The 18,271-nt window shown below is 71.8% G+C and carries 11 protein-coding genes and 1 pseudogene; 5 read left to right on the top strand and 7 right to left on the bottom strand.

Annotated elements, in window-relative coordinates; translation table 11 throughout:
• Positions 1-164 precede the first annotated feature (164 nt).
• Positions 165-881, top strand: coding sequence for a molybdopterin-dependent oxidoreductase (locus tag MRBLMG1_RS18545; protein WP_367825168.1), 717 nt, complete (start codon positions 165-167; stop codon positions 879-881).
• A pseudogene (locus MRBLMG1_RS18540) lies at positions 865-1,377 on the top strand (cytochrome b/b6 domain-containing protein); the annotation flags it as partial. The gene MRBLMG1_RS18545 and the pseudogene MRBLMG1_RS18540, both read left to right, overlap by 17 nt.
• 94 nt (positions 1,378-1,471) lie before the next feature.
• On the opposite strand, the gene MRBLMG1_RS18535 reads toward MRBLMG1_RS18540, so the two are convergent.
• The 3 genes from MRBLMG1_RS18535 to MRBLMG1_RS18525 form a co-directional block, all read right to left on the bottom strand.
• Positions 1,472-2,593 (bottom strand): hypothetical protein, encoded by a 1,122-nt coding sequence (locus tag MRBLMG1_RS18535; RefSeq protein WP_367825167.1) that lies wholly within the window; start codon positions 2,591-2,593, stop codon positions 1,472-1,474.
• Positions 2,594-2,823: 230 nt separating this feature from the next.
• Positions 2,824-3,420, bottom strand: a complete 597-nt coding sequence (locus tag MRBLMG1_RS18530) for a DUF1349 domain-containing protein (protein WP_367825166.1) — start codon at positions 3,418-3,420, stop codon at positions 2,824-2,826.
• A gap of 137 nt (positions 3,421-3,557) precedes the next feature.
• Positions 3,558-4,586: a M23 family metallopeptidase gene (locus tag MRBLMG1_RS18525; protein WP_367825165.1), complete on the bottom strand. Its 1,029-nt coding sequence runs from the start codon at positions 4,584-4,586 to the stop codon at positions 3,558-3,560.
• A 767-nt stretch (positions 4,587-5,353) separates the two neighbouring features.
• Here MRBLMG1_RS18525 and MRBLMG1_RS18520 point away from each other — a divergent pair.
• Positions 5,354-5,998 carry a GAP family protein gene (locus MRBLMG1_RS18520; RefSeq protein ID WP_367825164.1) on the top strand — a complete coding sequence of 215 codons (645 nt, stop codon included), beginning with the start codon at positions 5,354-5,356 and terminating at the stop codon, positions 5,996-5,998.
• A 48-nt stretch (positions 5,999-6,046) separates the two neighbouring features.
• On the opposite strand, the gene MRBLMG1_RS18515 is transcribed toward MRBLMG1_RS18520, so the two are convergent.
• On the bottom strand, positions 6,047-7,000 hold the full coding sequence (locus tag MRBLMG1_RS18515; RefSeq protein WP_367825163.1) for a helix-turn-helix domain-containing protein: 954 nt from the start codon (positions 6,998-7,000) through the stop codon (positions 6,047-6,049).
• 91 nt (positions 7,001-7,091) lie between these two features.
• Here MRBLMG1_RS18515 and MRBLMG1_RS18510 point away from each other — a divergent pair, with 91 nt between their 5' ends.
• Positions 7,092-11,315: a S8 family serine peptidase gene (locus tag MRBLMG1_RS18510; RefSeq protein ID WP_367825162.1), complete on the top strand. Its 4,224-nt coding sequence runs from the start codon at positions 7,092-7,094 to the stop codon at positions 11,313-11,315.
• A gap of 274 nt (positions 11,316-11,589) precedes the next feature.
• On the opposite strand, the gene MRBLMG1_RS18505 is transcribed toward MRBLMG1_RS18510, so the two are convergent.
• Together MRBLMG1_RS18505 and MRBLMG1_RS18500 are read right to left on the bottom strand one after the other, a co-directional pair.
• On the bottom strand, positions 11,590-12,987 hold the full coding sequence (locus tag MRBLMG1_RS18505) for a chloride channel protein (protein ID WP_367825161.1): 1,398 nt from the start codon (positions 12,985-12,987) through the stop codon (positions 11,590-11,592).
• The gene (locus MRBLMG1_RS18500; RefSeq protein ID WP_367825407.1) at positions 12,984-14,315 is read right to left on the bottom strand and encodes a DUF2254 domain-containing protein; all 1,332 of its coding nucleotides are present in this window, start codon (positions 14,313-14,315) and stop codon (positions 12,984-12,986) included. The genes MRBLMG1_RS18505 and MRBLMG1_RS18500 overlap by 4 nt, the downstream gene beginning before the upstream one ends.
• Positions 14,316-14,581: 266 nt before the next feature.
• Between MRBLMG1_RS18500 and MRBLMG1_RS18495 the strand changes: the two genes are divergently transcribed.
• Positions 14,582-16,435, top strand: a complete 1,854-nt coding sequence (locus MRBLMG1_RS18495) for a glycoside hydrolase family 15 protein (RefSeq protein WP_367825160.1) — start codon at positions 14,582-14,584, stop codon at positions 16,433-16,435.
• Positions 16,436-16,446: 11 nt separating this feature from the next.
• Here the strand turns inward: MRBLMG1_RS18495 and MRBLMG1_RS18490 are convergent, their stop codons facing one another.
• Entirely contained in the window at positions 16,447-18,222 is a 1,776-nt protein-coding gene (locus tag MRBLMG1_RS18490) for a cation:proton antiporter (protein ID WP_367825159.1), read from the bottom strand.
• Positions 18,223-18,271: the final 49 nt, after the last annotated feature.

Genomic DNA, 18,271 nt, shown 5'->3' with positions numbered 1-18,271 from the left:
CTCGACCGCGCCACGCGGCGCCGCGGCCGGTGGTCAGGACCGTCGTTCCGGTGGCAGGCGGTGGGTGGGCTTGCTGCGTCGCCCCACGGGCCAAAGATGACGAAAGCCTGACGGTCGGGCGTCGGCCCTGGCAGTCGGCGTAGCCGCCTGGTCGAATCGGCGTCATGGATGATGACGACCATGACGAGAGCCGGGGTGCCCCGGTCGGCCGACGTGTCGTGCTGGGAATCCTCGGCCTGGGCGCGGTCGGGGTCCTCGCGGGACCTCGACTCCAGCGCGCGCAGGAGGCGGTGGTGAGCCGGGATCCCAGTGGGCTGGCGGCCGTGCTGCCCGGATCCGGTGGGTTCCGGTACTACTCCGTGACGTCTTCGGTGCCGGAGCGGGGGCCGACCGCGTACACCCTGAAGGTCGACGGACTGGTGGACCGGCCCGCAGAGTACCGACTGGCCGACCTTCAGGCGATGCCGCAGCGCAGGATCGTGCACGACGTGCAGTGTGTGACGGGCTGGCGCGTGCCGCGCACCCCCTTCGAGGGCGTACCACTGGCCCACCTCCTCGCGGCGGCAGGGGTGCGGCCCGAGGCACGCGCGGTCCGGTTCCGGTGCTTCGACGGCGTCTACACCGAAAGCCTCACTCTGGAGCAGGCCCGGCGTGACGACGTGCTGATCGCCCTGAGGCTCCGGGACGCGCCGATCTCCCACGCCCACGGTGGCCCGGCCCGCCTCTACGTCGCACCCATGTACTTCTACAAGTCGGCGAAGTGGCTGTCCGGGATCACCGTCACCGATACGGTCCGGCCGGGTTACTGGGAAGAACGCGGATACGACACGGACGCCTGGGTCGGTTCGTCGAACGGACGCGACGATGCCGCCACCGTCTGACCGCCTGATCCGCTTCGGTCGGGCCGTGCGCTGGGTCCACCGCACCACCGCCTGTCTCATGCTGACCTGTCTGGCCACCGCGGCCTGCCTGTACCTCTCGCCCCTGGCCCAGGCGGTGGGCAACCGGCACGTGGTGGTGACCGTCCACGTGTGGTGCGGGACGGCGCTCCCCGTTCCCTTCCTCTGCGGGCTGGCCCTCCGGGTGGTGCGCGCCGACGCTGCACGGCTGAGCCGGTTCGGCCCCGCCGACCGGGCTTGGCTGCGGGCCGTGCGCCGACGCCTGCCCGACCGCCCCGCGGGCAAGTTCAACGCCGGACAGAAGATCTACGCCCAATGGACCCTGGGGTCCATGCTGCTGATGCTCGGCACCGGCCTGGCCATGTGGTGGACCGGTCTCGCCCCCCTGGCATGGCGGACCGGTGCGACCTTCGTACACGATTGGGGAGCCACGGCGGTCGCGACGGCCGTCGTCGCCCACGTCGTGATGGCGCTGCGCGATCCGGAGGCGAGGAAGGGGATGCGTGCCGGCACCGTGGACCGCCGCTGGGCCGCGCGGGAGCATCCGCTGTGGAAGGCCGGGGCGGTCGACGTCAGTCCTTCCGAGTGTCCCGTTCCCAGACGTGGAGAGCGTCGCGGGACTCGGACGACGTCGACCAGGCGCCCCCTCCCAGCGCGGACGGCTGGGACGGGACCGGCGAGGGATAAAGGACCGGCATGAGACGGCGCGCATCCCTGGTGTCGATCAGCCAGTGACGCAACGGCCCCCACTCCTCGTCGCACTCGGCAGTCGATACGACGAGGGTGGTCTCGTCGACGAAGCCGCCCGCCCAGTCCCAGCAGCCGTACGCTTCTCCGTCATCCTCGGAGGGGGCGTCGGGGTGCCGCGGGATCGATGCCTCGGCGTCCCACTCCCACCCCTCCAGCACGGCGCCACGGGAGTCACGTACAGCGAGTGAGTCCTGGTCGTGGGAGACGGTCATGAGCCGCTCGCCCGAGGGGCTCACGCTCAACAGGCAGAGGTCGCCTCCCAGGTGGTTCACGTCCAGTTCCCGCCCGTCCCACCTGCCCCAGCGCAGGGGTGCACCATCCTGCCCTTCGCCGATGCTCAGCCCCATCTGGTGCGGGTCGGTCGGGTGGGGAAGGTGGAAGCTGCCGGCCGCCGCGGCCTCGGCGTCGACCCGCGCGAGCACGCGACCGCTCGCCGCGTCCAGGAGGAGCCATTCGTCGACGGTGTCCGGGCTCAGCTCGCTGTCGGGCAGTGGCCCGCGCACGTGAGCCCAGACGAACCTGCCGTCCGCCGAGAAGCCGACCGAACCGCCGTCCGGGTAGCGATGGTCCTGACGGTCCGCGTACTCGTCGTACGACTCGTGCGTCTCCCGGCACGCGCCGTACCAGCATCCGTGGCGGACCTCCCAGCGCACCGCACCCGACGGCTCCACCGCTCGCACGGCGTGAACCCCGGCGAAGACGGCCACACCGGCGTCCGGCGACACCTCCCACGTCCCGCGGTCTCGGGGCCAGGGTGCCGGGAAGCGCACGCTGGAGTCAGGGCGGGCGGTGAAGGCGTCGTCCAGGGGCTGCGCCACGATCTCGGTGTCGCTCCGCTGGACGAGCATCCTGCTTCCGGGCGGGCCGACGATCTCCGGCGGACCGGCCTCCGATGAGGACATGAGGGCGGGGACGGTGGCACAGAGCCGGGCACGGGCGGACACGCGAATCTCCTCAGGGCAGGCGAACGAGGGGAACGCTACGGCACCCCTAGGCCGCCCTCGCCCCACGTCTGCGCGACTACCCCGAGCTGTTCGGAGCGCTTACCGGCCTCGCGGTCATCGCCGCGTTCGTCGTGACGACGACCTCGGTGCGAGCGGACCGAGGAACCGCGGGCCCATGTCCTCCCCGGACAGCGGGTTGCCTGATGGGGTGGCGGCGAAGCCTCGCGGTGTCATCGCCCGTCGAAGAGGTGGGCCAGGCTCGTCGGGGTGAGCCGGATGTCGTCGAAGTGGACGCGGCAGCCGTCGCCGACGGGTGACTGCACCTCGATGCCGACGCGTACGGGGCGGGGGCCGTCCAGGGCGAACTGTCGTACCAGACGCCAGAATTCGCCGTCGTCCGAGACGTGGAAGGCGAACCCCTCCCCGATCCGGCTGATGCGCAGCCACAGTGCGTCTCCCGCGACGGGCCCGGCGAGCGCGTCGTCGGACCGCCCCCGGGTCACGACCGAGTAGACGCTCGGCGCTCCGTCGGGCGCCTGCTCGAAGTTGAGCTTGGCCCAGTGCTCGTCGTCCGACCGGACGATGAGGGCCCCGGCGTCCCAGGCGGACCGGAAGCCGACGCGAAGCCGGGCGGAGAACTGCCAGTCGCCTTCCGGCGGACCGGTCAGGGCCATGGCGGCGTCACGCCGCGCCGCCCCGCTGACCGGGTCCGTGAAGACGTCCGTTCGCGGGGCGGCCGTGACGGTCAGGACGCCTGCGGCCAGGGACCACGTCGCCGGGGCGATGGTCCAGTCGAGGCCGAGGGGGAGTGAGCTGTCGTCGTTCATGGCGTCATGATCGCGAGCCGGCGGGGAGATGGCCACGGACTGAGCCGAACATCCAAGAGCCCGTACGAGAGTCCAACAGGGTCTCCGCCTCCGTACCGCGGGCCGCGGGGCCGGTGGGGCCCCGCGGCCGTACGGGGTCAGTAGGAGCAGCCGCTGGTGGGCAGGGAGCTCGGGGCCGGTGGTGTGGTGCCGTCGTAGAGGGCGAGGAGCAATAGCTGCGGGCAGTGCTTGACGCCGCCGATGCGGATCTCGAAGTGGAGGTGCGGCCCGGTGGACTGGCCGGTGTTGCCGGACTCGCCGAGGTACTGGCCGGGGGTGACCGTGGTGCCGGCGGCGACGGCGCGGGAGTCCAGGTGGCCGTAGATGTACGTCACGCCGTTGGCGTCGGTGAGGGCGATGCCGTTTCCGAAGCCGCCGTCGATGTGTGCCACGGTGCCGCGGGTGACGGCGTAGACGGGCGTGCCGATGGGGTCCTGGATGTCGATCGCCGCGTAGTCGTGGTGGGGGTCGTCCAGCTCGCTGCGGGGGACGGCCGACCGGGGGAGGACGTAGGCGTACTGCCGGCCGACGCACTCGGCGGTCTCCGGCTCGGCGGAGAGGAGGGTCTGGGTCCAGCCGGAGACGTCGACCGGATCGTCGTTGTGGTAGACGATGTCGCTGCCCGATCCGTCGTCGGGGTCGAGGTCCTCGTACCAGTACATGCCTCCCGCGGAGGTGACGCCGTAGTAGAGGCCACCGCCGGGCGAGACGAGCTTGCCGAAGCCGGACCAACCGGACGCGACGAGCTGCTTGCCGGTCCAGTTCCCCGTGTCGTCGATCCGGTACTCCAGCAGTCGGCCGTCGGTGGTGTTCGCGAGGAGCCGGTCGTCCCCGGTGGAGGTGAGCGCCTTCAGGACGAAACCGGTGCCGATCTCACGGCGCTGGCCGATGTGCTGGGACCCGGCCGGCTTGGGCTGCGAGACGAGGTACTGCAGCAGCACGCCGCCCGCGGTGCCGTAGAGATGTCCGTGGCCGTCGTAGACGAGCTTGTCGTGGGTCCAGCCCGTCCAGATCGGCGTGGGCGCGCTCATCAGGGCGAGGGAGAGGTTGTTGGTCTTGACGTCGATCCGGTAGAGGGTGCCGGACGCGTCGGTGGCGAGGACGGTGCTGAAGTTCAGGGTCGCCATGGCCCGGGGCTCGAAACCGAGGTCGGGGCCTATGTGGGTCTTGACGCGGTTGCCGCTGGAGGGTCGATCTGGGAGTACGTCAGGCGGCCGTCGGCGAGGGCCCCGTAGACGGACACGGAACCGGAGCAGTCGGCGTCCGCTGACGCGGCGCCCACGGTGCTCGGGCTCGCGACGGCGCGGGGCGCCCGGGCGTGGACGGCCGCCGTGGCGGTGGTGACGAGTCCGAGGGCCATGGCCCCCGTGAGGAGCGCGCGAACGGTAGTGCGGCGCCTGCGGGTCAACGTCGGTCCTCCGTTGGTCGGGTTCCGGCGGCTGGAACGCACGGTTCTCGGCGTCCGCATCCCCGGCGGGGTCGCCGGCGCGCGGAGTGGTGCCGGCGCCGGTGAGCCTCTCCGACGGCGAGGCCGGTCGGTGCGATACGTGACCGATTGTTACCTGGCGTGGCGGAGTCGACCGGAGGGCATCCCCTTCACGACCCGCGGAAGCCTTGACCGATCACCAGGAGTCGGCGTAACGCCGAGCGGCGGCCCGGACTCCGTCCGCATCCCGACCGCGACCCCGACTCCATGTGATCGCTGGTCGCGGCGCCGTCGAAGTCAGGTCCCGGACTCCGATGTACGCGGCGACGTGAGGGCGTGGCCTGCTTGACCGGCCCCTCCACCACCTGCAAAGTCGGGATGCGGCCCGCACGAGCGTCGCCCGACTCTGCCGACCGGCCCGCCCGTCCACCGGAAAAACCACCCTTACCTCCAGGAGCGGCTGATTCGATGGTCTTCGACCTGATCGTGATCGGTACGGCCATCAGTCTGGGGCCCTTGCACAACAGTGCTTTCATTCTCCTGCTCTCCTCGCGGCGCGGCGTTCGCAAGGGACTGGCGTTCCTGCTGTCGTGGCTGGCCAATCTCGTCGCGGTGATCGCCTGTGTGGTGCTGCTGACCGGTGGTCAGCCCCCCGCGCATCACAGCGCCCCGTCGACGGCCGTGGTCGTGGCGAAGCTCGCCATCGGCCTGGCGATGGTGTTGTACGGCGTGCACCGGCGCCGCCGACCGCCCCGCCCGCACGGCCCGCCGCGCTGGGCCGCCCGGATCGACGACGCCTCCCTTGCCACCGCGGCCGGCCTCGCATGGCTGCTGCAGCCGTGGGGGCTGGTCGGCGCCGGCGCCGCGACCGCCGTCGACGCGAACCTCTCCACGGTCAACGCCTGGCTCGCACTGGTCGGCTACTGTCTGCTGGCCACGCTCAGCCTCATCGTGATGGAGATGTACACGGTCTGGGCGCCCGCTGCCGCGAACGCCCGGCTGACCGCCCTGCGGGACTGGTTGGCGCATCATCAGGAGCAGCTGATCGTCACCCTTTCCCTGGTCGCCGGCCTGTGGGTGGCGGCCCGGAGCATCTACGAGCTGGTCGCCTGACACGTACGACGCGGGGAACAGGTGCGTCCGCCCCGGCCCGGGGGCAGGTCAGATCCAGCCGCGGCGAGCCGCGACGACGCCGGCCTGGAAGCGGTTCACCGCGCCCAGAAGTTCGTGGAGGCGACTGATGCGCCGACGCATGGTGCGGACCGACCAGCCGAGCTGGCGGGCTATGGCCTCGTCCTTGAGGCCGCTGACCAGCAGGGTGAGCACCAGGCGATCCTCCTCGCCGAGCGGGTCCTCGGCCGGGGCGTCGAGTGGCAGGGCCTGTTTCCAGCACAGGTCCCAGTAGTCGGTGAGGGCGTCCAACAGGCTGGACGGTCGGATGACCGCGGCACGTACGCCATCGAGGTCCAGGGAGAGCGGCATCAGCGCCAGCCGGCGGTCCGCGATGGCCAGTTTGATCCGCAGGCCCGGCATCACCCGGGCCTGCTCGCCGCGGCGCACGAGTCCGCGGATGTCCTCGAGCACCCCCGGCCACTCCAGCGCCTCCGGGGCGTAGACCGCGCGGTAGCGCACGCCGCGCCCCAATGCGGTGCTCTCCACCGGGTTGGAGGTGGTCAGTGCGTACGGCGGCCGGTCCAGTGTCATGACGTCCTCGCGCGCCTCCTGCTGGAGGCGGACGAACCAGCGGCCGAGCGCCTCACGGCCCGTGGCGATCTCCACCTCGTCCTCCCCGGACGTTCCGGCCTGGGCCGCAGCGAAGAGGCGGGACAGCTCGCCCGCCGCCGAACGGACCCGGTCCAACTCGGCGGTCCTGTTCCGCACCAGGGACTCGACCGCGGCTCCCGGCTCGATCGCCGCGTACCGGCGACGGGCGCCCGCGAGCCGCCCGACCAGGCCGTGGTCGTGCAGCCGGTCGAGCGCCCTTGCAGCGCGGAGGGGGGAGCAGCCGAGGTCGGCGGCGAGCTCGGTCGGTGCCGCCGTACGCCGTGTCAACACGGCCCGGTAGACGCTCTCGTCGAACGGATCGATTCCTGCCGCGGTGAGCTCGTTCGTCATATGCGGATGGTGGCCCACTTGTGCCAGGTGCAGCAATGGGCCGCCAAGAGCCGTTGTACGGAGCGTGACTTCGGCGCTAGGACTTCTCCCCATGGCCAAGAACCCACGAAGTTGCCGACGCCTGCTGGCGGCCACGGTCACCACCGTCGCGCTGGCCGGGACGCTCACCGCGACACCCGGCACCGCGACCGCGAAGTCACCCGACCCGAACCAGCGGGTCATCGTCGAACTGTCCGGGGACGCCGCCGTGGCGGCCGCCCCCGGCGGCTCGCTCAGCTCGCCGACCGCCGTCGCCACCTCCGTCGTCGGCGACGCCCGACGGGCCCTGGCGGCACGGCAGGACGCCTTCGTCAGGACGGTGCGGCAAGCCGGACTGCACCCCGCCGCACCCCGCAAACTCGGCCTGCTCGTCAACGCCGTGGCGATGACGGTGCCCGCCTCCGAGACCGCGCGGCTGGCCGCGCTGCCGGGCGTCGTCGCCGTCCGGCCCGACACCCGTATACAGGTGCGTACGGACACCAGCGTCCCGCTGACCGGCGCGCCCGAGGTCTGGAAGCGCGAGGACCCGACCGGGGTGAAGGCCACGGGCAAGGGCACCGTCGTGGCGGTCCTGGACAGCGGCGTCGACTACGGCCACCCCGACCTGGGCGGCGGCTTCGGTGAGGGCCACAAGGTCGTCGGCGGCTTCGACTTCGCCAACGGCGACGACGACCCGATGGACGACAACGGCCACGGCACCCACGTCGCGGGCATCATCGCGGGCAAGGCGGCCACGAAGGGAGGCGTCACCGGCATGGCGCCCGACGCGCGCCTGCTGGCCTACAAGGTCACCGGAGCCGACGGCAGCGGCTACACCTCCGACATCATCGCCGGCATCGAGGCGGCGGCCGATCCGAGCAACCCCCACCCTGCCGACGTCGTCAACATGAGCCTCGGCGGCCCCGGCGACGGCACCGACCCCCTGGGCCGCGCGGCGACCGCAGCCGTGCGGGCCGGAGTGGTCGTCGTCGCGGCGGCGGGCAACGACGGACCCGCGAGCGGCACCGTCAGCACACCGGCCTCGGCCGACGGCGTCATCGCGGTCGGCGCCTCCACCAGCGGGCTGCGGATTCCCCGCGCGTACCTGGCGGGCAAGGAGCCCGAACTGATCCAGACGTACCGAGGCGTCCTGTCCGCGAACCCGCCCCGGGAACCGGTCACCGCGCCGCTCGTGGACGTCGGCGCGGGCACCGCCGAGGACTGGAAGCGGATCGGTGACGTACGGGGCAAGATCCTGCGGGCCGACATACTCGTCGCCCCCAGTACGGACGTCCTGAGCCAGAGCGACATCGACTGGGCACGCGAGGCCGAGAAGCGCGGCGCGCTCGCCGTCCTCGGCGGCCTGCCGGTCCACGACGGACCCGTGCTCGCCGCCACCCCGGGAACGGTCGAGGCCCGGGAGACCCCCGCCCGGCCCGACCTCGGCCGGACCGCCGCGTCCGGCGACTCGTTGCGCATGGACCGCCTGGTCGTCATGGGCATCGACACGACCCAGTACGCCCAGCTGAGCCGAGAACTGGCCGCCGGCGAGGTGTCCGTCACCCTGCGGGGCACCGACTCCACCGACGACATCGCCTCGTTCTCGTCGCGCGGACCCGGCACAGGCTTCGGCCTCAAGCCCGACCTCGTCGCACCCGGCGTGGAGATCAGCTCCTCGATCCCCACCTCGATGTACGCACCCGGCGTCTACCGCATGTCGGGCACATCGATGGCGAGCCCGCACGTCGCCGGAGCCGCCGCCCTGCTGCGCCAACTGCGCCCGGACCAGGACCCCGACGGGATCAGGTCCGCACTGATCGGCACCGCGAAGCCGCTCGCCGGCACCGGCCCCACCGTCCAGGGCAACGGACGGCTCGACGTGGCCGCCGCGGCGGCGGCCACCCTCAGCGCCTCGCCGACGACCGTGTCGTTCGGCCTCGCCGACCTGGCGGACAGGACCGTCGGCGGCACCGCCGAGGTACGCCTGGCCAACCCCGGCGGGGAACCGCTGACCGTCACCCTCGGCAGTACCGGACCCGCCACCGTGTCTCCGTCACGGGTCACCCTCCCCGCCAGGGGGTCGGCAACCGTCGGCGTCACCCTGCGCGCAGACCGCCCGGCCACCGACACGGAGATCAGCGGCCGGATCACGGCCACCCCCGCGCGGGGCCCGGTTCTCCGGGTGCCGTATCTGCTCGTCGTCCGGCACCTGGTCGTCCAGGCGTCCCCCGACCCGAGCGACGGCCGTTCCACCGTGCACATCGCCGCCCCGGCCGCCCTGAACGCGCCGCCGGAGATCAGGGTGACACCGCCGCACGGCAAGGCCTTCACGCTGCCCACCACCATGAACGGCGCGGGCTACTACCAGGCCGACGTGACCGGGAAGGCGGCCGGCGCCTACCGGTTGGCCGTGCGGGCCACGACCACCGACGGCCGGCGGATCACCGGCACCGGCGCCTTCGAGGCCACCGCCGCCGACAGCCGCGGCGACCGCTGGGAGCCCATCGGCCCGAACAACGAGGCCGGTCACGTCGCGCTCTCGCCCGCGCGGCCGAGGCAGGCCGTCGTGACCCAGTTCCGCAAGGCCGCCCCGTGGCTGACCACCGACGGCGGCGCAAGCTGGCGCCAGACGGGCAGGCTGCCGATCGCCGACGGCAACGGCACCGGAGCGGTCGTGGTGGACGCCCACCGACCCGATCGCTGGTGGTACGCCGTGAACACCGCCGCCGACCCCACCCGCCGGGGCACCATCCTGCGTACCGACGACAACGGCCGCACCTGGCGCAAGCTCGACGTGCCCGACGCGCACATCGACGAGTTCGTGGCGGACGAGCAGACCCGTACCCTCGCCGCCGTGGTAGACGGCTCGCTGCTGGTCAGTACGGACGCGGGCGACAGCTGGGCGACGTACCCCACCGGCGTGAGCGGCGACGTCCGCGACGCCGCCCTCGTCGGCGCCACCCTGTACCTGGCGACCTTCGACGGCGTCTGGCGGCTCGACGGCGTCGGCAAGGGCGATCCCGGTACGGCGCACCTCGTCCTCGACGAACCCGTGAACACCGTCCGCGGCATGGCGGCCGACTCCACCGTGGTGGCCGTGTACGTCCCCGGCACCGGCGTCCGCGGCTCCTACGACAAGGGCCTCACCTGGTCCACCCTGCTGCCCCTGGCGGAGGGCGGCGACGGACTGTCCGCCTCCGGAGGCGACCTGTACCTGCGCGCGCTGTTCGGCGCCGGACAGGTGAGCCGTGACCACGGCAGGACCTGGAAGCCCGTGCCCGCCCCCTCGCGGGCCGCCATCGCGATGGACTACGACCGCTGGGCCGACGGCTCGGTGACCGTGTCCAGCGAACAGGACGGCCTGTACCGCGGCGCGGCCGACGGCACCGGCTACCGGAGGATCGGCATCCAGGGCCTGACCACCTTCGCCCTCGCGACGAGCCGCGACCAGCTGCTCGCCGGAACCGTGAGCGGCACCTACCGCACCGCGATCCCCGTCGTCGGCCCCGAGTGGGGTCAGTCCGGGGCGGAGGGCATGACCGGTCGACTCACCTCGCACATCGCCGTCTCGCCCAAGGACACCGCGGTGGTGTGGCAGGTCCGGCGCACCGCGACCGGCCTCTTCGAGGTCTCCCGCAGCGGTGACGCCGGCCGGACTCGGCAGGTGAAGGGCACGTCGTCGGAGATACCGACGTCGCTCCTGGTCCACCCGGCCGACCCGGACCGGGTGGCGGTCAGCTTCAGGAGCATCTTCGGCGACGGCCTGTTCTCGACGTCCGACGGCGGCAGGACGTGGAAGAACCTCTTCCACGAGAGGTCCTTCGACGCCATGGCCGGCGACCCGCGCGACCCGCGGCGCCTCTGGCTGGGCAACGCCGCGGGCCTCTACCGCTCGGACGACGGCGGCGTCACCAAGACCAAGGTCGCCGAGGGCCCCGTCTCCGCGATCGTGGTGGACGGCCGACGCCTCGTCGTCGGCGGTTCGTCCGTCCGGGTCAGCACCGATGACGGCAAGACCTTCCGCACCGCCGACACCGGCCCGCTCGCCGTCCACGTCTCGGACCTGCTACGAGTGAACGGCGCCCTCTACGCGGCCACCGCCGGCTCGAAGGCGTCCGGACTCGTCCAAGGCGGCCGGGGCGTCCTGCGCAGCACCGACGACGGGCTCACGTGGGAGAACATCTCGACCGGCCTGCAGAACACCGACACCACCAAGTTGGCCGCCGCTCCCGACGGCCGCACGCTCTACGTCGGCACGGTCGACGGCGGGGTACACCGCCTGAAGCTACGCCGCTGACCCCCTCCGCGCAGGACGAGTACGTTCGCGTGCCTGCGAACCGGCGTCGACCGGCGGACCGCCCCACTACGCAAGCGGGTGTCCGGAGGTTCTGACGCCGACCGCACCTGCAGGCCGGCACACCGGGGATCTGTCGACGCCGACCGGCGCGCAGCAGCAACGAGGTTCGCGATGCTCCTCGTCCACGACGACGAGGAGCGCGAATTCCCCTACATGGCCGCCGCCGAGAAATGGGTGGAGGCGGCGAAGCGGCAGGGATGGACCCAGGTCAGCATCAAGAACGACTGGAAGGTGGTGTTCTGGCGACGTCGCCGCCCGCGTCCCTCCGCGCGGGCGGCGTCGTCGTGGCCGACGGCCCGCGCGGAAGCAGCTCGGAGGTGATGAAGGAGGTCACGGCCGCCAGGATCACCACGGGGATCGTCTGGGAGTTCCCGAGCATCAGGACCACCAGGGCCACACAGCTGACCGGGAGGCGCAGGGCGGCCGCCGAGGCCGCGGCCATGCCCGCGGCGGCTCCGGGGATCACCCCGAGCCCGGGCAGCGGGGCGGCCAGCACCCCCGCCGCTGCGCCCAGGAAGAGCGCGGGGAAGACCGGTCCGCCGCGGAGGCTGCCCAGACACAGGGTGTACGCGGTGGCCTTGAACAGCAGGACGGCGACGAGGGCGCCGACACCCCAGGCGTGCGGATCGCCGGTCAGTCCCTCCAGCGTCGCTTGGCCCGACGAGGCGACGTCCACGGGGGTACGACCCGTGACGACCGTGTAGAGGGCGGCGCAGCCTCCCGCCCCGACCGCGCAGACCACCGTCCGGACGAAGGGGGAGGCTGCCACGAAACGGGCCGTCAGCCGACCTCCGATGAGGATGAAGTGCACGACCGCTCCGATGCATGCGGCCAGCAGGATCGACCACACCACGTCCCCGATGTCCAGGCGTGGGGGAGCGGTGGGGAAGTGGACGGAGAGGCTGCCCGTGTCGCGGCCGGTCCAGTGCCCGAAGCCCGTGAACACGACGGCTCCGACGCCGCTCGACAGCAGAGCGGGAAGCATGATGACGAACAGCTGCGGGCCGCCCACGCCGGCCACCTCGATCAGCAGCACCGCGGCGATGAGCGGATTTCCGAAGATGGCGGAGATGGCCGCCGCCGCGCCCGCCGCGCCCAGCAGGGCCGTACTCTCGGGGGTGGCAGGGGCGCGGACGAGAGTCCGGAACAGCAGGGCCAGACCGCCGCCGAGCGCGATGAGGGGCGCCTCAGGGCCGAGGACGGCGCCGAGGGGCAGGCTCGCGACCGCTGCGATGATCACGCCGGGCAGGGCCGCGGCCGAGCCTCCGCCGGCGTGGAGGCCGGACGCCGGGACGTGACCCCCCGCACCCGGCAGATGGGTCACCACCAGCCCCACGACGACCCCGGCGACGGCGAGCAGAGGCAGCGGCCACCACGTGGGCGGGGTGTCCCAGCCGAGCGACTTCGGCAGGTCCGCCCACATGACGTGCTCCAGCTCGTGCAGGCCCACGAGGAACCAGAACGCGGCCAGGGAGACGGGGACGCCGATCAGAGCACTGAAGACCAGGACCTTGCGGTACGCGGGCTTCCGTAGGAGGTCCCGCAGATGGTCGGCCTCCGAGGACTCCTGCGGCTCTTCGGCGGGGGCTGGACGGGCTTTCGGTGTCGTCACGGATTCCGTCCTTTCGCAGCGGGGGATGGGGAGGCGGCGAGGGAGGAGGACTGCCCTCCGATGCCCTGGAGGTCGGCCTGCAGCGCGATTGCCTGGCGGGCCGGATCGGGGAACGCCCGCTCGACCGCTGCCCGCAGCAAGCTCGACTGCTTCAGGATCGCGGGGTGCTGCCGCGGCGGCAGGTCGGCGAGCAGGCCGTCGAGCATGGCGTGGAGCCTGCGGCAGATCTGCACGGACGCGCTTCCGTAGTCCCTGATCTCGCAGACGGCGAGCTGCAGATAGCCGTCCCAGTCACGCCCTGGCAGCACGAGCCGGGCGGCCCCGTGGCCGTCGGCCAGAACGTAACGACCGGGGAGCTGCGCCTTGCCCACCATGTGCAGGAACGACTCGATGTAGTTGATCACCTGTACGGCGGTCGTGGGGTCGTTGACCGCCGGGGAAAGCGCCCGGATGGCGATGTCGACGAGGACCCGCAGGGCGAAGGCGGGGTCCTGCTCGATGGTGCGCTCGGGGCCGAGGGCGACGAGACCGGCCACGCGCACCGGATCCGGCGCGGACGTGCCCTCCGACGAGGCCCTGTGGACCTCGACGATCACGGCGCCGCGCGGTACGAAGTCCCCGATCAGTCGTGGCAGGACGAAGACGCAGTCGTGGCGTGCCGCCTCCGCGACCAGACCGGCGACGTCGAAAGCCTGGATGGCGCCACCGCGTTCGGCACGGATGCGCGTCACCGGGTCGCCGTCCGCCACCGCCTCGGCTGCACGGGCGGTGGCGCTCCGGACCGCTGCCGCACCGCGCCTGAAGACGGCCGCTCCCATGCCTTCGACGAGTTCCGCGACGGCCACCGGCCGGAGACTGTGGGTGAACCGGTTGAGGTAGATGAGCAGGAGCACGAGACTTACGGCCACCGCGACGCCGGCCAGGGTCACGCCGAAGTCCGGAACCGAGTCGGATTCGATACTCCGCAACAAGGCGAAGGAGAAGGCGAACGTACCCGTGAAGGTCGCCAGAACCGCCTTCTGCAGCCGGTCCCGGTACCAGAGGCGCATGTACCGGGGGGAGAGGGTCCCCGTGGCCTGCTGCACCACCAGCACGCCGATGGTGACGACGAATCCGAGGAGCGCCACCATCGCGCCCACGATGGCGGTGAGTACGCCGCTCGCCGTCGTGGCGGAGTAGTGCCAGCCGCCGGGTGGCCAGTCCGAGCCCTCGCCGACCAGGGCGAGCTCGGCGAGAAGGGTGCCGAGGAAGAGACCGAGCATCGGCACGATCCACAGGCTCGCCTTGACGTACTGCCGCAGCCTGAACCTGCCGGCCCAGGAGGTCATGACACGCACGCCACGCCCCTTCACTGGAGGAGTCAGGTGCTCTCGAGGCACACGGGACGACGGGCTCCTCGACGGGGCCGCCCTCACTCACGGTAGGGCGATTCCCACGGCGGCGCAGCGGGAGCACCGCTGCCACCTCGTACGACGTGCCTGCCAGGACGGACCCGCTTCGGCGACCTAAGCTGATCGGGTGCCGACCGGTCCCTCGCGTCCGCGGCCTGAAGGCGCCCCGAGTGCGGTCGACCGGGGCTGAAAGGGGTCCCACGATGGACGACTATCCCCTGATCGAGGACCACGGACTGATCGGCGACCTGCAGACCGCGGCCCTCGTGACGACCGAGGCGACGATCGACTGGTTCTGCTGTCCGCGGTTCGACGCACCCAGCGTCTTCGGTGCCCTGCTCGATCGGAACAAGGGCGGCCACTTCGCCGTGCGGCCCGCTGCGGGCACGTACACCACCAAGCAGCTCTACCATCCGGACACCGCCGTTCTGGTGACCCGCTTCATGACCGAGGAGGGGGCGGGGGAGGTCGTCGACTTCATGCCGGTGACCGGAACGACCGCCACGGACCGGCACCGTATCGTCCGCATGCTGCGCTGTGTGCGCGGCAGCATGACGTTCGAGGGAGAGATAGCTCCGCGCTTCGACTACGGTCGTGAGCCTCACGAGGTGCATCTCACGGAGCACGGGGCGCTGTTCGCCTCGGGGCACCTGAACCTCGCCGTCCATGTCGTCCGTGAGCCGCAGGACGAAAGCCTGTTGAACAGACTTTCGGCCGACTCGAACGACGTGCGCTTCTCCCTGACCCTGCGGGCGGGGCAGCAGCGAGGCCTGATCCTGGAGTCGTCCCCCGGAGGGCCTCCGCGCGAGGTCCGTGTCGAGGAGTTCGAGCAGCTCTTCCACGAGACGGTCCGCTACTGGCGTTCCTGGCTGGGGCAGTCCACCTACTCCGGCCGCTGGCGGGAGGCGGTGGAACGTTCCGCCGTCACGCTGAAACTGATGACGTACGCGCCCACCGGAGCCCTGGTCGCCGCCCCCACGGCGGGACTGCCCGAGCAGCTGGGCGGAGAGCGCAACTGGGACTACCGGTTCACCTGGATCCGTGACGCCTCGTTCTCGGTGTACGCCCTGCTGGGCCTGGGATTCGAGGAGGAGGCGGCGGCGTTCATCAGCTGGCTGCACGACCGGGTGAAGCAGGAGGCGGGCCAGGGGAACGGGACCGGACCGCTGAACATCATGTACCGGGTCGACGGCTCCTCCGACCTGGTCGAGGAGACCCTCGACCACTGGGAGGGGTACCGCGGCTCGGCCCCGGTCCGCATCGGCAACGGGGCGGCGAGCCAGCTCCAGCTGGACATCTACGGCGAGGCGCTCGACAGCATCTACTTCGCGCACGAGCACGGCATGCATCTCGACCACGGGGGCTGGACCGCGCTGCACACGCTGCTCGACTGGTTGGTCGACCACTGGGACCAGCCCGGCGAAGGGCTCTGGGAGACACGCGGTGGTCGCAAGGACTTCACCTACGGCCGCGTGATGTCCTGGGTGGCGTTCGACCGCGCTTTGCGGATCGCCTACGACGACGGCCGCCCGGCGGCCGGCGGACGCTGGGTGGAGGCGCGTGACGAGATCTACACGCAGGTGCTCGACCGTGGGTGGGACCCCAAGAAGCAGGCGTTCGTCCAGCACTACGGCGACGACGTGCTCGACTCCGCCCTGCTGCGCATGCCGACGGTCGGCTTCATCACGCCGGGCGACCCGATGTGGAAGAGCACCCTGGACGCGATGGAACGGGAACTCGTCAGCGACAGCCTCGTCTACCGCTACAACCCGGAGGCGTCCCCCGACGGGCTGCGTGGCTCCGAGGGGACGTTCTCCCTGTGCACCTTCATGTACGTCGACGCCCTGGCACGGGCCGGACGGACCGACATGGCCAGGCTGGTCCTGGAGAAGATGCTCACCTACGCGAACCACCTGGGCCTCTTCTCCGAGGAGATCGACCTGACGGGGCGCCAGCTGGGCAACTTCCCGCAGGCGTTCACGCACCTGGCACTGATCGACGCGGCGATCACCCTGGACTCGATGCTCCGGGAGGAGGAACGGCGCCACAGGGCGTAGGCCGCGGGTCCTCAGAGCGGCGGAGGCGTCGGGGCGGGCCCGAGGAGGACGACGGTGTCCCCTTCCGCGGGGGCGCTCTCCCGCCTCTCCGTCACCGGATCCAGCTGGTGGTCGGCCCGCACCACGAAGAGCGTCTCGTGCTCCGGCGGCAACGGGGCGGTGGCCGGCTGCACCACGAACCGGGCCCCCCGCCCGTAGCGCTCCGCGAGGACGTGGCGGACCAGGGAGCGCCCGAAGAGGATGTCGCCGCCGGTGTACGGAGCGACCACGCCGTGGCTGTCGTGCGGGGGGCCCACCCGGTAGACGGGCCCGTCGACGTTGTCCTGCATCACGATCGAGGCGAGTGCGTTGAAGTCGTCGTCGTCGGTGGCGAGGAAGACGGCCGTCACGCCTTCCAGGCGCGCCCCGGGGTTGATGGCGGTGGCCAGCAGATCGCCCTTGGCGAGGGCGAGACCCGATTCCTTGATTCTCTCCCGCTCCTCGTCGAGTCCCGCCCACATCAGCACGTCGAGGCCGGCGGACCGCAGGGTCCTGCCCAGGTCGACCACCCAGGGCGCGCCGCCCACCAGGAGAACGCGGGTGCCCGCCACCTTGACGACGCCCAGCCGTCTGGCCACCGGCGCTGCCGTCAGCGCGTACAGCAGAACAGTTCCGACGATCACCAGAAAGGTCGCCGGGAGGATCTTCGCCGCCCCGGGCACCCCGCGTTGGACCAGGCCTGCGGAGAAGGCCGACGCCGTGGACGCCGCGACGATGCCGCGCGGGGCCATCCATCCGACGAAGGCGCGCTCCCCCCGTGTGAGATCCGTACGCGCAGCGGCGCCGAAGGCCACGACGGGCCGGACCACCAGTACGAGGATCCCGATCAGTCCGAGCGCGGGAAGGAGCACGGGCACCACGGACGCCGGGGTGACGGTGGCGGAGATGGAGATGAACAGCAGTCCGATGATCAGCTGGATCAGAGTCTCGAAGAAGGGCCTGCGCGCGGGCATGTCGAAGCCGCGGATGTTGGCGACGGCCAGTCCTGCCATGATCGCGGCGATGAGCCCCGTGTCCTCGCGCACGATGTCACAGCCGGCGGACACGCCGATGACGATCGCGAGTTGGGCCAGCGTGCCCAGGGTCTCGCCGAGCCGAAGGGTGCGCAGGGTGAACCACAGCAGGGCGGTCCCCACGATCCCGCCGACGAGCCCGACGGCCAGGCTGATGAGGAACTGGCCCAGCTGGTATCCCCGACCGAGGTCGACGTGATGCGACGAGGCCACGGCGTGGAAGACGAGCGCGCCGAGGATGCCGCCGATCGGGTCGGTCAGCGTTCCCTCCCAGATCAGGATGCGTCGCACCTTGTCGCTCGGCCGCACGAAGTCGAGCAAGGGCCCCACGACCGTGGGCCCGGAGACGACGAGGATCACGCCGAGCATCGCGGCCACGCGCAGCGGCATGTCGAACATGGCCGGTGCCACCGCCGCGACGACCAGGAAGGTGATCAGCACGCCGTAGACGAGCAGCCTGCCCACGATCCCTCTGGTGTGGCCGGCGAGCTTGCGCAGGTCGAGTCCCACACCGGCGTCGTAGAGGATCACCGCGACCGACAGTGACACCAGGTCCGAGAAGTCCGGCCCCAGCAGTTTGTCCGGGTCGACGACGTCCGTCAGCGCGCCGGCGGCGAACCCGACGGGCAGCAGGATGATCAGGGCGGGAACGCGCAGCTTGCTCGCCAGGATCTGCGATCCGGTGGCGAGCACCACCGTCAGGGCGAGGCCGAGAAGGATCTCGTCGTCGGTCACAGCGGCTTCCTCCGTTGGGGGCCGGGCGCGAGGGGGATGTCCATGACGA

Origin of the sequence: Streptomyces sp. LMG1-1-1.1 (assembly GCF_040815545.1) — a bacterium.
Classification (GTDB): Bacteria; Actinomycetota; Actinomycetes; order Streptomycetales; family Streptomycetaceae; genus Streptomyces.
Note: the sequence above shows the minus strand (reverse complement) of the source record. Positions and strands in the feature narration are given on the sequence as shown.

Bases quoted from the DNA above. Each gene is read 5' to 3' on its own strand.
- MRBLMG1_RS18545 (WP_367825168.1), top strand. From the start codon at position 165: ATGGATGATGACGACCATGACGAGAGCCGGGGTGCCCCGGTCGGCCGA.
- MRBLMG1_RS18530 (WP_367825166.1), bottom strand. From the start codon at position 3,420: ATGAACGACGACAGCTCACTCCCCCTCGGCCTCGACTGGACCATCGCC.
- MRBLMG1_RS18525 (WP_367825165.1), bottom strand. From the start codon at position 4,586: ATGGCGACCCTGAACTTCAGCACCGTCCTCGCCACCGACGCGTCCGGC.
- MRBLMG1_RS18520 (WP_367825164.1), top strand. From the start codon at position 5,354: ATGGTCTTCGACCTGATCGTGATCGGTACGGCCATCAGTCTGGGGCCC.
- MRBLMG1_RS18515 (WP_367825163.1), bottom strand. From the start codon at position 7,000: ATGACGAACGAGCTCACCGCGGCAGGAATCGATCCGTTCGACGAGAGC.
- MRBLMG1_RS18510 (WP_367825162.1), top strand. From the start codon at position 7,092: ATGGCCAAGAACCCACGAAGTTGCCGACGCCTGCTGGCGGCCACGGTC.
- MRBLMG1_RS18500 (WP_367825407.1), bottom strand. From the start codon at position 14,315: ATGACCTCCTGGGCCGGCAGGTTCAGGCTGCGGCAGTACGTCAAGGCG.
- MRBLMG1_RS18495 (WP_367825160.1), top strand. From the start codon at position 14,582: ATGGACGACTATCCCCTGATCGAGGACCACGGACTGATCGGCGACCTG.